The organism is Maribrevibacterium harenarium (assembly GCF_006385675.1).
Taxonomy (GTDB): domain Bacteria; phylum Pseudomonadota; class Gammaproteobacteria; order Pseudomonadales; family Marinomonadaceae; genus Marinomonas; species Marinomonas harenarium.
The window spans coordinates 1-13,895 of sequence record NZ_VFRR01000001.1 but is presented as its reverse complement, the minus strand read 5'-3'; the positions used below and the strand labels follow the sequence as shown (position 1 = coordinate 13,895).

Sequence of the window (13,895 nt, the reverse complement as noted above, 5' to 3'; positions counted from 1 at the left end):
CTCCGAGTGTGTTGCTGTGAGGGAATAAATTATCGTTGGGTCAGCTGATAGGCCAAGCGGAACGACGTTAATTCAGGATTACTGTCAGCGCTGGTATCAAGCTGGATAAAAGTACCATTCGGCTGACGCTGTACCGTAACTGGGTATTGGCGCTGTTGCCAATCCACATCATTTAGGTTGCGACGTTTTACTTTAAATAACTTAGCGGACTCGCCGTTTCCCGTTGGAAGAGTAAAATCCACAATATCGCCTACTCTAGCCACTTTTTCCTCAGGCACTAAGGATAAACTATACCCTTGCTCTGACTGGCTGAGATAGACGCCTGGAAGTACATCTAGCTTAGCAATGGCTTGCTCATCGGATAATTGAGCGCTATCGAGTTTCATGGCGAAAAGACGCTGATGATCTACCCAGTACTTTCCGCCACCGGCGATGGTGGTTTGCTCAGACAGCAGCGCAGAACCATCCAAACTACGGCGACCAATTTTAGACCAAGAACGTACAGTTTCTCTTAGAGCAAGTTCATCAGCCACTGGCGATAGCCAAACTTCGTCTTCTCCTTCAACCACTTTCGCCATGGACACCGTGACTTCGGTTAGGTTCTCGTGACCTTGGAGAACATAGCGAAATTGATACTTGTCTGGGTAAAGTCGGGTGATCTTACTCCAAAGTGCTGCCCAGCCCCCTTGCTCTTGAAGCTGAACAGGAGCTGTAACTAGGGTAGTCGCACCATTTTCTATTGTTTGTTCTTCCAACTCAATTTCATAATTATCGCGCCAGTATCCTTTCAGAGTCGCCAATACACGAGTCGTAGGCTGATCAAAGTGCAGATTTACCGAACTCTCTGACAGGAAGATGTCCGCTCCACCCAATGACTGATAAATCATCTGAGCTCTAGGAGCACTGAAATCACCCGTTGGAGTGAGGGTTGCAACTTTGCCGTCGTTAGGGATAACCAACTTATCAACTGGCGCTTGGGCATCCTCTGGCAGTACGAGCTTAGTCTCATTCACAGCGGCAGATTGATAATCTAGCCCGTGATCTTTTACTACCGCACAGCCACTAGCAATCAACGCTAGTGGCATAATCAATACAGAAAAAGACTTAATCACGCGCCACTCCCGCTACGCGTAAGGCTTGACGCACTGCTTCATGATGAACATCTGATAAAGGCGTCAACGGCAAACGGATACCGAAACCACAGAGGCCGAGCTCGGCGCATGCCCATTTTACTGGTATCGGGTTTGACTCTAAGAAAAGGTTGCTATGCAATGGGCTAATTCCACCATCGATTTCACGGGCTAGTTCGCTATTGCCGGCTAACGCAGCTTCCGCTGCTTGTGCAACTTGCTTAGGTGCCACGTTGGCAGTAACGGAGATGTTACCTTTACCTCCCAATAACATGAGCCCAACAGCCGTTGCATCGTCACCGGAGTAAACGGCAAAATCTTCTGGCGCTTGTTCAATCAGAGCCTTACCCCGCTCTAAATCACCGGTAGCGTCTTTGATACCAACGATATTATTCAACTTAGACAAACGCAAAGTGGTTTCATTGCTCATATCGCAAGCTGTTCGGCCTGGTACATTGTACAGAATCTGAGGGATATCAACTGCCTCAGCGATGGCCTTGAAGTGTTGAAATAAGCCTTCTTGAGTAGGCTTGTTGTAATAAGGCGTCACTAACAAACAAGCGTCAGCCCCTGCTTCCTTGGCACGCTTAGTTAAATCAATCGCCTCGTGGGTTGAGTTAGCGCCAGTACCCGCAATCACAGGAACGCGACCAGCAACCTTAGTCACCACTTGACGGATCACGTCCGCATGTTCATCGTAAGTTAGTGTTGCTGATTCGCCCGTTGTACCCACCGCGACAATGCCATGAGTACCGTTGGCTATGTGGAACTCCACCAGATCATCAAGCTTAACCTTATCAACGTCACCGCTGTCGGTCATTGGGGTGATAAGGGCTACTAAACTACCTGTGATCATGTGGAAACCTCCGATTAGAAAATGCGTGCTAATAGTAACGTTGGCCTTAGGGACTGACAACAATTCTACCCAAAACTAGTAGGAAAATTTGCTTTGTCAGCCCATCCATTTCATCATTTCCACCGTAAGTTCACTGAATACACAATTCATCCAAACCGAATGGAGCAAAATATGAGCATTGAGATCGGGCAGATGGCCCCAGACTTTACCGCCCCCAACCAAAACGGCGAGATGATTAGTCTATCGGATTACCGTGGCAAAAAAGTGGTATTGTATTTTTACCCGAAGGACTCTACGCCAGGTTGTACTGCTCAGGCCTGTAACTTGCGTGACAACATTGACGCTCTGACAGGTAAAGGGTTTGTGGTGCTTGGCATCAGCACCGACTCACCAAAACGCCACCAAAATTTCATCGCCAAGAATGAATTACCTTTCACGTTAATCGCCGATGAAGATCACAGCGTGCATGACCTATACGGTACTTGGCAACTAAAGAAATTCATGGGTAAAGAGTACATGGGAACGGTTCGTACCACCTTCATTATTGATGAAGAGGGTAAAATTGCGGATATAATCAGCAAAGTCAAAACCAAAGAACACGCTGAACAAATTCTCGCCTAGCAACTTGAGCGCACGAGGATAAACCTCCTCGTGCGCAATATTTCCAAACTAACTCTGATCCGCTTCGTAATCATGCCCCTTTGGCCAGGCGTTAATTATGGCTTTCACTAGCGTGGCTAACGGGATAGCGAAGAACACCCCCCAAAAACCCCACAACCCACCAAATATCAACACGGCCACAATAATGGCTACCGGATGCAAGTTCACCGCCTCGGAGAACAACACTGGCACCAATACATTGCCATCTAGAGCCTGCACTACCAAATAAGCTCCAAACACATACAGAAATTCGTTTGTTGCCCCAAATTGATAGAAGGCAACCAGTGCAACCGGCACCGTAACCGCCGCTGCTCCAATATAGGGAATAAGCACGGATAGACCCACTAACAATCCCATTAGCTCGGCGTAGCGTAGGTCAAAGTACAAAAATACGATGTAGGAAACGATCCCCACAACGACCATTTCAATAAATTTGCCACGAATGTAGTTGGCGATCTGATCATTCATTTCGTGGGCAATCATGTTCATCATCCGTCGCTCTTTTGGCAACCAAGAAGTCAGGTAAGCAATGATGCGATCCTGATCCTTCATTAAGAAAAACATGACGATAGGAACTAAAACTAGATAAATCAGCAAGGAAAAAAGAGATGGAATGCTCGACAAGGAAAAGGAAACTAACCACTGGCCGAGATTGGCAACCTCTGCCGTAATCGTATTAATCACTTCATTCAGTGCAGATTGGCTAATGTAGTCGATATTTTGCAAAGCAAACATATCTACCAGATCTTGCAACTCGCCGACCATACGGGGCAAATCATTCACGAGCTTTACCGCTTGACGCCACGCGATCGGTATCATGAAACCGATAAACAAACCAAAGGCAGCCATAAAGACCAGAAAGACAATAGAGACGGCAACCGTATGGCCTAATCCAAAGCCTTTGAGCTTGTTGACAACTCCTTGCATAAGGAACGCCAGCACGATGGCGATGAGCACCGGCGCAAGAATCCCTCCCCAAAAAGCCAGAACGCCTAAGCCAGCGAGTAGTAACAGTATAAATATAACGACTTCTTCGTTAGACAAGTAACGCTTAATGAGACTGTCAACAACCTTAAACATCAAGCGACTCCCTTCTCTATTAGAAAGTAACAACAATCTTCTACCATCGCCTGCTCTAACAGTCGATGGGAAACCATATCCAGATAACGTGGCACATCTTGCAAAGAACCCTCATCGGTCGCCATCAAACAAATGATTTGACCGGGCTGACATTTCGCCAACGCCAACTTGGCCTTTAGTAATGGCATTGGACAGCGATCTTCTCTCGCATCCACTAATAGGTCATACTCTAACTCTGTTTGCAACATTACCATTGACTCCTGAACAGTGGGCTTTATGAGACTATTTTTTTTACTTGTCAGCAAGGTTAACAAACCACTATTTACCGCATTTTTATTGGTTGGATTGGTTAGCACTAGTGTTTTTAGCTCCCCCTACTCCGGCAGCCAACTACCTGATCTCATCCCGAAAGCGGATGAGCGCAGCCTAACTAACCCTAGCTTTGTGTTAGGGCACCATTGGTTTCGCAAGATATCTTCAAGCCCTGGATTAATAGATTTTCCCCCAGCTTACGATTATCTCCGTCTTAAGCTGGCTGAGTTGACACCCTACTCGCAACTGACCAATAAAATGGTGGATATCGCATTACTCAACAGCCGACAGACTAATGCCTTCGTGATTCCCGGCAATCACCTATTTATCTATAGCGACATTTTGGTTCTAATCGACCAAGAAGACAGCCTTATGGGACTTCTTGCCCACGAACTGGCCCATTTAGAGCTCAGTCATTATGAAAGGGGACAACAACAGCGCGCGAATGAGCAACGCCAGGCGCTAGCACTGATGCTTGCAGGCATATTTGCGGCGGCGAATGGCAGTGCGGAAGCGGGCACTTCGATTGCCATTGGTGGCGCCGCCAATCAAGCAAGTAATCTATTGTCCTATTCAAGGGATCACGAACGTGAAGCTGATCGTCGAGGCCGAGAACTTCTGCGTATGGCTGGCAAGGCGCCATCGGGGATGACTCGTTTGTTACTAGGACTTTCCGCACAAAGCCAAGCCAATCCAGACTTAGAATTCCTCTATACTCACCCCCTCCCACTCAGTCGCGCCGCCGACCAACTGACGCCAGAGGATAATCGCATAACGAGTCAACCCTCCTTCGCCGCAAACTCCGACGCTTCTTTCCGCTATTTTCGAGCTACCCTGTTGGCGTACCGAGCAGCGCTCGTGGATAACCCAGAGCCCTATTTAAAAAGCCAAGTTACTTCTCCGGATAGTCAGCATTTTGCATTAGCCTTGCTAGCGCTACTGCTAGATCAAATCGAGAAATCTCAGCAGCATCTCGACCAAATAACTAGCGAAAATGAGTTTACTAGCTATCTCCAATTACAGGTGTGGCTGCAATCCCAACAAGAGTTACGGGCAAAAACTTGGCTAACCAGACAACTACAAATTGCGCCAAACAATCTCACCATGACAACACTACTGCATCTTATACAGCCTGGACTTCCTTATATTGCAGCAACAACCGAGGCCTATCGTTACCAAATAGAACAACGCCTACGGGGCAATCTTGTTGCCGCCCGAAATAATAACGATGAAGCGATGCTGTATACGATTAAAGCTGAACAAGCCTACTGGAATGGCAATACGGAACTGGCCTTGCGCTATTTGCAAGATGCGTTGAACGTTGATAGTAGCCACTACCGCAGCCTTGAACTTAGGAGTCAGTACGAAAAAATGAAAGGACTGGAAATTGATCAAGCCCTCTTCAATTGAGGGCTTATTAAATGACTACTTGCTAAAGTCTAACATGCGTTGCAATGGCTTCAACGCCCCAATGCGCGTCGCCTCATCGACTTCGATAGCACCACTTCCATCTCTCAAGGCGTTACGCAATAGCTCAAGGGAGTTTAGAGCCATCCACGGGCAGTGAGCACAGCTGCGACAGGTAGCTCCTGAACCAGCCGTTGGCGCTTCCACGAAACGTTTACCAGGAGAAGCCTGTTTCATTTTATAGAAAATGCCCCTGTCAGTAGCGACGATAAAAGTATCGTTATCCATCTGCTGGGACGCTTTCAGCAATTGAGAAGTTGAACCGACTACATCCGCGATTTCGACTACCGCATCTGGGGATTCTGGGTGCACTAGGATCGCCGCATCAGGATAAACCGCTTTAAGGTCTAAGATCCCTTTGGCTTTAAACTCTTCGTGCACAATACAGGCACCATCCCACAACACCATATCGGCGCCGGTCTGTTGTTGTACGTAACCACCAAGGTGCTGATCAGGTGCCCAAAGCACTTTTTCACCGCGATCGGATAAGTACTGCACCACATCTAGCGCTATAGCAGAAGTAACCACCCAATCTGCACGAGCTTTAACCGCAGCGGAAGTATTAGCATATACAACCACTGTTCTATCTGGATGGGCATCACAAAACGCGGAAAATTCTTCTGCGGGACAGCCGATATCTAGGGAGCAAGTGGCCTCTAGCGTTGGCATCAGTACGGTTTTTTCTGGACTGAGAATTTTTGCGGTCTCGCCCATGAACTTAACACCAGCAACAATCAAAGTCTTCGCCGGATGATTGGCGCCAAAGCGAGCCATCTCTAGCGAGTCTGCGATGATACCACCTGTTTCTTCAGCCAGTTCTTGTATCGCATCGTCTGTGTAGTAGTGCGCAACGAGAACGGCATCTTTTTGCTTTAACAGCTGCTTAATCTCGGCGCGTAACTCAGCGGTATCAATAGAAGGAGCTTGAATAGCGTGTTCTGCTTCAGAAAGGAATTTCTGAACCGTCTCGCGAAGTGCGATCTTATCTACCACGTCAGACATGATCATCCCCTTGAGGAAATGGCGACTAAAGGAAGATGATGGTGGGTCGTACTGGATTCGAACCAGTGACCAATTGATTAAAAGTCAACTGCTCTACCAACTGAGCTAACGACCCATCGATCATAAAAAGGAAAAGTTGGTGGGTCGTACTGGATTCGAACCAGTGACCAATTGATTAAAAGTCAACTGCTCTACCAACTGAGCTAACGACCCAACGGGTTGCGTATCTTAATGACATCCCATTGAATTGCAAGCTTTTATTTCAAATTAGTCAAATAAGCAGTCGCTTTTGTCGCTGCCGAACTATCAGGAAAGTCAGAAACCACGCGCTGCATGTATTGAACAGCAATATCCTGCTGACCTATTTGGTCGGACACGATACCTAGCTTATAGGTGGCATCAGCCACTTTAGAGTGCCCCACAAATTTGTTAACAACAACTGAGAACTGGTTGATTGCAGCGGCCGGATTACCCAAAACAAGCTCTAATTCACCTAACCAGTAATAGGCATTGCCTGTTAACGTAACATTGGGGTGCTGCTGAACAAACTGCTCAAATGCCGCTTTCGCCTGATCAAACTGCTTATTGCGTATCAGCTCATAGGCCGCTTTGTAGGACTCTTCCACATTTGCTGCCGGAGCCTGCAACACCACGGGAGCGGTAGCGACGGACACAGAAGCAACAGGGGCAGTAGCAACTGAACCCGTGACAACGGGAGACGCGACTACAGTCGGAGTCGCCACATCGGGTGAACTGTCTGCTTCAGACACAACAGCGGTACCTACCACAGGGGACTGGGCTTGCTGAGTTAACAACAGGGAAATTCTACGATCCAAGTCAACGTACCGATCACGCTGACGCTCACGCATCTTGTTTAACTCATGTTCTTGCTCTTCAAGTCGACCTCGAAGGGAAGAAACTTCCTGTTGCAGCATTTCCAGCTGATATAGCAAGTCTGCTGCCGCATTGGGGGACAAGGCTGCGCCTTCTGCATTAGCAGCTGGCGCTGTAAACAGCGCCAGCCCTAATACACAAGCAGATGCCTGCTTCTTTATCGCTATCATTACTCGTAACGTACTTCTACACGACGGTTTAACTGCCAAGAAGACTCGTCATGACCAAACGCAACTGGTACTTCTTCACCAAAGCTTACTGTCTCGATTTGAGAGGCAGCAACACCTTGGATAGTCAGATAACGGCTAACCGCTTTTGCACGACGCTCACCCAAAGCCATGTTGTACTCACGGGTACCGCGCTCATCGGCATGACCTTCTAAAACGATGCGAGCATCAGGATTAGCCACTAGGAATTGAGCATGTTTCGCTAACGCTTCACGAGCTTCTGGACGAACGATTGATTTATCGAAATCGAAGTAGAATACCGTATCAACACCTGCAAGTAGGTCTTGCTGTGCCTGTTGTGCAGCCGCTTCTTCGTCAACGATGATAGTGCTGGACACAGAGGATTCACCACCTGCACCAAATGCCTGATCACCAGCAGCATCAGTCCCAGCAGCAGCCTGCTCTTCGGTGGTTGCTGCATTTTCTTCTGCTGTCGTAGCAGAATCTGCTTCAGTTGCCGTTGTGCTACAGCCTGCCAACCACGCAGCAGACAAACCAACTACTGCAAACTTACCCAGTTTTTTTACACTCATTAGTCGCTCCTTAATGCGCTTCTATTTGAAATACGGAGACCAAGCAGGCTCTCGCACGTCACCATCTGCTGATGGTAACTTATATTTTACCAATCCATCAACGGAAACTACTGCAAGAATACCTTTATTACCCTGAGTCGTCGCATACATCACCATACTACCATTAGGAGCAATGCTTGGGGACTCATCAAGATAGGTCTCTGTTAATACTTGTACACGACCATTACGCATATCCTGCAAGGCGATATGATAACTGCCATCATTCTTTTGTACGGTGACAAGATAGCGACCGTCTGGAGTCAAACGAGCGCGGGTGTTCAATTCCCCCTCGAAGGTAACCCGTTCTACTTCCTTGCTATCCACATCTAAGCGGTAAATTTGTGGATTACCACCACGATCAGAGGTGAAGATGATGCCCTTGCCATCCGGCTCCCAGCTAGGCTCTGTATCAATTGCATAGTGGTTAGTCATACGGGTTAGCTTTTTAGTGACAATATCTAGTACGTAAATCTCGGGGTTGTCGTCCTTCGATAAAACAACGGCTAATTTTTTCCCATCCGGAGACCATGCGGGGGCACCGTTTAATCCTGGAAACTGGGCCAATCGCTCCTGTTTACCAGTCGCCAGCTCTTGAATAAATATATTCGGACGACGATTGCGGAACATAACATAGGCAATAAATTTACCGTCGTGGCTCCATGACGGAGAGAGAATAGGCTCTTTCGACTCCACCACAACTTGAGGCCGATGACCATCTGCGTCCGCCACCTGCAATTTAAAGGTAGGTGCTAGCCGATCCCCTTCGGCTGTCACGTACAATATCCGCGTACTAAATGCGCCCCGGATACCCGTAAGCTGCTCATAAATTTTATCGGACACATAGTGAGCGGCATCACGCAGGTTAGCACCCGCCACATCAATGCCCTCCTTTTTACCGACACGCTGCTCTGTCGCCACATTCATCAGCTCGTAGACAACGCGGTAGCGATCTTGGGCAGTTTTCAGCACTTGTCCAACTAACACGTAATCAGCACGCAAAAGACGCCAATCACGGAAATGGACATCTTTAGCGTCACTCGGTCTGCTGATCATGTTGCGTCGAGGAATCGTTTCAAACACCCCGCTGCGCAATAAGTCATTTTCAATAATCTCCGCCACATCAACAGGCAAAGGCTGAGCGGTTGCGTCATCGAAGGGCACAACAGCAATGGGCAATAGTTGATCAGCACCACTGGTAATCTCAATGACTAATTGCGCATGCGCTCGCTGCACCAAGCCAGCTACGAGCAGAAGCAATATAAGGCCAATATTTCTAAAATTCATTAGTTTCTCAAGTCTTGTGGGTTAAACAATAAGTCTACTTGACGGAAGTTTCGTTCAAAAATATAGGGATCCACTTCCGACAATTCCTCGATTCGTCCTACTTTGTAGACAGCATCCACGGCCCGCTGGTCAAATAGACCATTGCCACTTTGCTCTAACACCTGCACGTTATTGACTTCACCATTGGGCAAGAAGTAGATACGCAGCTTAGTCTTCATTCCATTACGCGCATTCGGTGGCCTTATCCAAGCGTCGGTGACTCTCTGATTTATTAAACTACTAATTGACTGAACCATTTGCTGTTCAGCCACCGCTTGCTTACGCGCTTCCTCTTCCGCGACTGCCCGCTTCAAGGCTTCTTCTGCCTGTCTTTGCTGTTCAGCAGCCTCTCGAGCCGCCTGCTCCTGCCGCTCTCGCTCCAACTGAGCTTGGCGTTCTTGCTCCTGGCGACGAGCCTCTTCTTGACGCTGTTTTGCTTCGCGGGCCAAACGTTGTTGCTCTGCCTGACGCCGTTGTTCGGCAAGCTTTTTGGCCTCTGCTTCGGCTTGCTTACGCTGTTCTGCCTGACGCTGCTGCTCTGCCTGACGTTTTTGAGCTTCTGCTTGGCGTTGTTTTTCTAGCTCAGCTTGACGCTTCGCTTCTGCTTGCTGCCGAGCTGTTTCCTGTTTTTTTCGTTCAGCTTCAGCCTGACGCTTTTGTTCTGCGGCGGCGCGCTTTTGCTGTTCGATTCGTTGTTGCTCTTGTTTCTTCCGCGCAGCCTCAGCCGCTTGAGCGGCTGCCTGAGCAGCTTGCTCTGCTTCTCGCTGGCCAATAATAGTCTGCGATACGTCTATTACTGTTGCATTCACTATCGGAGGACGTTTCGGCGGAGTGACCTCACTGCCATCCCAAGCAGCCACAGCAACACCGACTAACACCACCGATAGGTGTAAGCCCACGGCCAGCATGACAGGTAAGCCATATCCGTCTCTATCTCGCCACTTCATCTTCATTCAGGCTCAGTCACCAAACCAATATTCTGCACACCGGCACCTTGCAGAGCGACCATAAGCCCCACCACATCACCGTAGGAAACATTTTTGTCGCCTCGTACCAAAACAGGCAAACTAGGGTTTTGGGCCAACACTTTACGCACCCTGTCTTTTAATTCCTCTAAACCTAGGGGAGCTTGCTCTCCTCCGATGTCAATATAGTACTGACCATCGCGATCCACAGAGGCAATCAGTACATCAGAATTGTCGGACTCGATAGGTGTGGCGTTTGCATTCGGCAACTCCACATCGACCCCTTGCGTCAGCATCGGTGCCGTGACCATGAAAATGACCAACAACACGAGCATGACGTCAATGTAAGGTACGACGTTAATCTCTGCGACTTGTTTACGCTTACCCCGTCGTCTACTACGAGCCATTAAACGCCTCCATCACGGGCATGCACTTGACGATGCAAGACACTTGAAAACTCATCAGCAAAGTTTTCATAAGAAGAGACCAGAGAATCCGCACCCGCAGAGAATCGATTGTAAGCAACTACCGCCGGAATCGCTGCCGCTAGACCAATCGCTGTCGCAATCAAAGCCTCGGCGATACCCGGCGCAACGGTTGCTAGCGTCGCTTGTTGTACTTCAGCCAAGCCAAGGAATGCATGCATAATCCCCCACACAGTACCAAACAGACCAATATAGGGACTAATCGAGCCAACTGTTGCCAAGAAAGGTAAATGCTGATCAAGACGCTCTTCTTCACGATATAGGGCCACTTTCATGGCTCGCTCCACGCCCCCCATAACCGCATCGGGATCTACCCCAGAATGCTTACGCAGACGAGCAAACTCTTTAATACCGGCGGTGAAGATATTTTCGATGCCTTCTACTTTTCGACCTTCAAGATTAAGTTGGTGATAGAGCTTATTTAGGTCAGTCCCAGACCAGAACATATCCTCAAATTGACTGCGCACTTTACGCGCCCGTTTCAGCACTCTGATCCGCTGAAAAATAACCACCCAAGAAAATACCGAGGCTAACAACAACACCAGCATAACCAGCTGCACCACTAGACTTGCACTGGCAATTAGACCCCAAATGGACATGTACTCTTCCTCTAACCTAAATCTTCTGGTAATTGATAATTAAAATGTTCATAGGCGCGCTTGGTGACTTGCCTTCCACGGGGTGTACGAATCACGTAGCCCTGCTGAATTAAAAACGGTTCAATCACATCTTCGATTGTGTCTTTATCTTCCCCGACTGCCGCGGCAATGCTATCCAAGCCGACTGGGCGACCGTCAAACTTCTCGATCATAGTCAACAACATACGACGATCCAGATGGTCGAACCCCTGACAATCTACACTTAACATATCTAAGGCGCGTTGGGCAACCGCTTGGCCAACTATTGCCTCACCAGATACCTGTGCCACATCGCGCACACGTCGCAGCAAGCGGTTCGCTATGCGTGGTGTACCACGGGATCGCCTTGCGACCTCATAGCAGCCTGTTGGATCTAAATTTACACCAAGTTTACCCGCAGAACGTGCAACAATTTGAGTCAATGCTTCGACATCATAAAACTCCAAACGTTGCACAATACCGAAACGATCGCGCAACGGCGACGTCAGCAAGCCCGCTCTAGTTGTTGCGCCCACTAAGGTAAAGGGTGGAATATCAATTTTGATCGACCTAGCTGCTGGCCCCTCTCCGATCATGATATCTATTTGATAGTCCTCCATAGCAGGGTACAGCACTTCCTCGATCGCTGGACTTAGACGATGTATCTCGTCAATAAAGAGCACATCCCCCTCATTTAAATTAGTCAGTAGAGCAGCCAAGTCACCTGCTCGTTCTAAGACTGGCCCTGAAGTCGTACGAATTTCCGCACCCATTTCATTGGCGATAATATTCGCTAAGGTGGTCTTACCAAGCCCTGGAGGACCAAATATTAACGAGTGATCGAGCGGTTCTCCACGCTGACGAGCCGCTTCGATAAAAATCCCCATTTGCTCCTTAACTACCGGCTGCCCAATGTACTCACCAAGGCTTTGGGGACGAATTGCACGATCGACTTGCCCTTCTGAGCCACGTACTTCTCCACTGACGATGCGGTCATATTCAATCAATGTGGTTACCTCAACATACTCTTAAGCGCTAACTTGATTAAGGTTTCGCTATCACTACTGTCCTTTGGTAACGCCGCTATCATCTTGGCTGCCTCTTGGGGTTTGTAACCAAGAGCAATCAACGCTGCTTCCGCTTCTTGACGGGGATCTGATTGCACCTTTTGCACTACTACACCGGGAGAAAATAGGTCTTGCTTAGCGGCAGCCCCTAGCTTATCGCGCAATTCTACCACTAGACGCTCTGCGGTGCGCTTACCGACACCGGGGATCTTAGTGAGGGCGGCAACCTGGGATTCTTGTACAGCCTCTACCAACTCGCTGGCATTCATGCTCGATAAAATAGACAGCGCCATTTTCGGGCCGATGCCATTCACCTTTATTAGGATTCGAAACAACGCCCTTTCATCCTTGGTGTAAAAGCCAAACAGAGTATGACCATCTTCCTTTACCTGCAAATGGGTATGCAATACCACTTGCCCGCCTACCTGAGGCATTTCATAAATCGTATTCATTGATGCAAACAACTCGTACCCAACCCCGTTCACATCTACCAGCAATTCCGGCGGCATTTTCTCTAGCAAGGTACCACTTATTCTGCCGATCATTTATTTATATTCCTAACATCTGACAATTGCCAACGCTTGGCGCTACGCCCAGCTCGCTTTCCTTTACCGTATTCTATACCTAATGCCGTTCGAGTACTGGCGTGACACAAGGCGATTGCTAAAGCATCAGCCGCGTCGACTTGGGGCTCTACTTCAAGTTTTAACAGCAACTTCACCATCGCCTGAATCTGACTTTTGTCGGCATTACCACTGCCAGTTACGGACTGCTTTACCCGCCTGGCTGCATATTCACAGACATCTAAGCCCGCATTTGCAGCCGCTACAATCGCCGCCCCGCGAGCTTGACCCAGTTTTAACGCTGAATTAGCGTTTTTCGCCAAGAAGACTTCCTCTATCGCAAATTCATGGGGCGTATATTCGTCGATAATATGACTAACGGACTGGAAGATTAAGCGCAACTTGTCTGCCAGATTTCCCTCAGGCAAACGAATTGTACCGCAAGTCACGTATTTGCGCTGGCTGCCGTCCACATCAATTATCCCAAAACCAGTCAAGCGTGAGCCTGGGTCTATCGCCAGTATTCTTGTCAATTTTTTACTCCTGCACCTTATACTGTATATTTGAGGCTGTGTTGTAGTTAGGTGTTGGTCATAGCAGCAAACAGCAGACCTTGATCTGACTTTTCATTCTGCTTCATATACCGGAACCAGCTGAGATAGTGGGGTAGATATT

At 48.3% G+C, this 13,895-nt stretch carries 16 protein-coding genes and 2 tRNA genes; 2 read left to right on the top strand and 16 right to left on the bottom strand.

From position 1 onward, the window contains the following. Window positions 1-29 precede the first annotated feature (29 nt). Both FJM67_RS00090 and dapA read right to left on the bottom strand, forming a co-directional pair. Complete coding sequence (locus FJM67_RS00090; protein ID WP_140586485.1) at window positions 30-1,112, bottom strand: hypothetical protein; 1,083 nt, start codon at window positions 1,110-1,112, stop codon at window positions 30-32. Beyond that, the gene (dapA, locus tag FJM67_RS00085) at window positions 1,105-1,986 is read right to left on the bottom strand and encodes a 4-hydroxy-tetrahydrodipicolinate synthase (protein ID WP_140586483.1); all 882 of its coding nucleotides are present in this window, start codon (window positions 1,984-1,986) and stop codon (window positions 1,105-1,107) included. Before dapA ends, FJM67_RS00090 begins: the two co-directional genes overlap by 8 nt. 171 nt (window positions 1,987-2,157) lie before the next feature. Here dapA and bcp point away from each other — a divergent pair, with 171 nt between their 5' ends. After that, on the top strand, window positions 2,158-2,607 hold the full coding sequence (gene bcp / locus FJM67_RS00080; protein WP_140586481.1) for a thioredoxin-dependent thiol peroxidase: 450 nt from the start codon (window positions 2,158-2,160) through the stop codon (window positions 2,605-2,607). A 48-nt stretch (window positions 2,608-2,655) separates the two neighbouring features. Here bcp and FJM67_RS00075 read toward each other — a convergent pair whose 3' ends face one another. Both FJM67_RS00075 and FJM67_RS00070 read right to left on the bottom strand, forming a co-directional pair. Then, complete coding sequence (locus tag FJM67_RS00075) at window positions 2,656-3,726, bottom strand: AI-2E family transporter (RefSeq protein ID WP_140586480.1); 1,071 nt, start codon at window positions 3,724-3,726, stop codon at window positions 2,656-2,658. Next, window positions 3,726-3,974 carry a sulfurtransferase TusA family protein gene (locus tag FJM67_RS00070; protein WP_181161388.1) on the bottom strand — a complete coding sequence of 83 codons (249 nt, stop codon included), beginning with the start codon at window positions 3,972-3,974 and terminating at the stop codon, window positions 3,726-3,728. Before FJM67_RS00070 ends, FJM67_RS00075 begins: the two co-directional genes overlap by 1 nt. Window positions 3,975-4,002: 28 nt before the next feature. Between FJM67_RS00070 and FJM67_RS00065 the strand changes: the two genes are divergently transcribed. Then, window positions 4,003-5,448, top strand: coding sequence for a M48 family metallopeptidase (locus FJM67_RS00065; protein ID WP_140586476.1), 1,446 nt, complete (start codon window positions 4,003-4,005; stop codon window positions 5,446-5,448). Between the two features lie 15 nt (window positions 5,449-5,463). On the opposite strand, the gene nadA is transcribed toward FJM67_RS00065, so the two are convergent. The 12 genes from nadA to ruvC all read right to left on the bottom strand — a co-directional run bounded on the left by nadA (window position 5,464) and on the right by ruvC (window position 13,753). Next, window positions 5,464-6,507, bottom strand: coding sequence for a quinolinate synthase NadA (nadA, locus tag FJM67_RS00060; protein WP_140586475.1), 1,044 nt, complete (start codon window positions 6,505-6,507; stop codon window positions 5,464-5,466). A gap of 39 nt (window positions 6,508-6,546) precedes the next feature. Further along, window positions 6,547-6,622 (bottom strand) — tRNA-Lys (locus FJM67_RS00055). 22 nt (window positions 6,623-6,644) lie between these two features. Beyond that, window positions 6,645-6,720: transfer RNA gene (locus tag FJM67_RS00050), tRNA-Lys, on the bottom strand. A gap of 44 nt (window positions 6,721-6,764) precedes the next feature. Continuing rightward, window positions 6,765-7,571: a tol-pal system protein YbgF gene (gene ybgF / locus FJM67_RS00045; RefSeq protein WP_140586473.1), complete on the bottom strand. Its 807-nt coding sequence runs from the start codon at window positions 7,569-7,571 to the stop codon at window positions 6,765-6,767. Beyond that, window positions 7,571-8,161 (bottom strand): peptidoglycan-associated lipoprotein Pal, encoded by a 591-nt coding sequence (gene pal, locus FJM67_RS00040; protein WP_140586471.1) that lies wholly within the window; start codon window positions 8,159-8,161, stop codon window positions 7,571-7,573. Before pal ends, ybgF begins: the two co-directional genes overlap by 1 nt. A gap of 21 nt (window positions 8,162-8,182) precedes the next feature. Continuing rightward, window positions 8,183-9,484: a Tol-Pal system beta propeller repeat protein TolB gene (gene tolB, locus FJM67_RS00035; protein WP_140586470.1), complete on the bottom strand. Its 1,302-nt coding sequence runs from the start codon at window positions 9,482-9,484 to the stop codon at window positions 8,183-8,185. Beyond that, window positions 9,484-10,476: a cell envelope integrity protein TolA gene (gene tolA, locus FJM67_RS00030; RefSeq protein ID WP_235889950.1), complete on the bottom strand. Its 993-nt coding sequence runs from the start codon at window positions 10,474-10,476 to the stop codon at window positions 9,484-9,486. The genes tolB and tolA overlap by 1 nt, the downstream gene beginning before the upstream one ends. Continuing rightward, complete coding sequence (gene tolR, locus FJM67_RS00025; RefSeq protein WP_140586468.1) at window positions 10,473-10,895, bottom strand: protein TolR; 423 nt, start codon at window positions 10,893-10,895, stop codon at window positions 10,473-10,475. The genes tolA and tolR overlap by 4 nt, the downstream gene beginning before the upstream one ends. Next, on the bottom strand, window positions 10,895-11,572 hold the full coding sequence (gene tolQ / locus FJM67_RS00020) for a protein TolQ (protein ID WP_140586466.1): 678 nt from the start codon (window positions 11,570-11,572) through the stop codon (window positions 10,895-10,897). The genes tolR and tolQ overlap by 1 nt, the downstream gene beginning before the upstream one ends. 11 nt (window positions 11,573-11,583) lie before the next feature. Then, complete coding sequence (gene ruvB, locus FJM67_RS00015; RefSeq protein ID WP_140586465.1) at window positions 11,584-12,597, bottom strand: Holliday junction branch migration DNA helicase RuvB; 1,014 nt, start codon at window positions 12,595-12,597, stop codon at window positions 11,584-11,586. 5 nt (window positions 12,598-12,602) lie between these two features. Continuing rightward, window positions 12,603-13,202, bottom strand: coding sequence for a Holliday junction branch migration protein RuvA (gene ruvA, locus FJM67_RS00010; protein ID WP_140586463.1), 600 nt, complete (start codon window positions 13,200-13,202; stop codon window positions 12,603-12,605). Then, window positions 13,199-13,753, bottom strand: coding sequence for a crossover junction endodeoxyribonuclease RuvC (ruvC, locus tag FJM67_RS00005; RefSeq protein ID WP_140586461.1), 555 nt, complete (start codon window positions 13,751-13,753; stop codon window positions 13,199-13,201). Before ruvC ends, ruvA begins: the two co-directional genes overlap by 4 nt. Window positions 13,754-13,895: the final 142 nt, after the last annotated feature.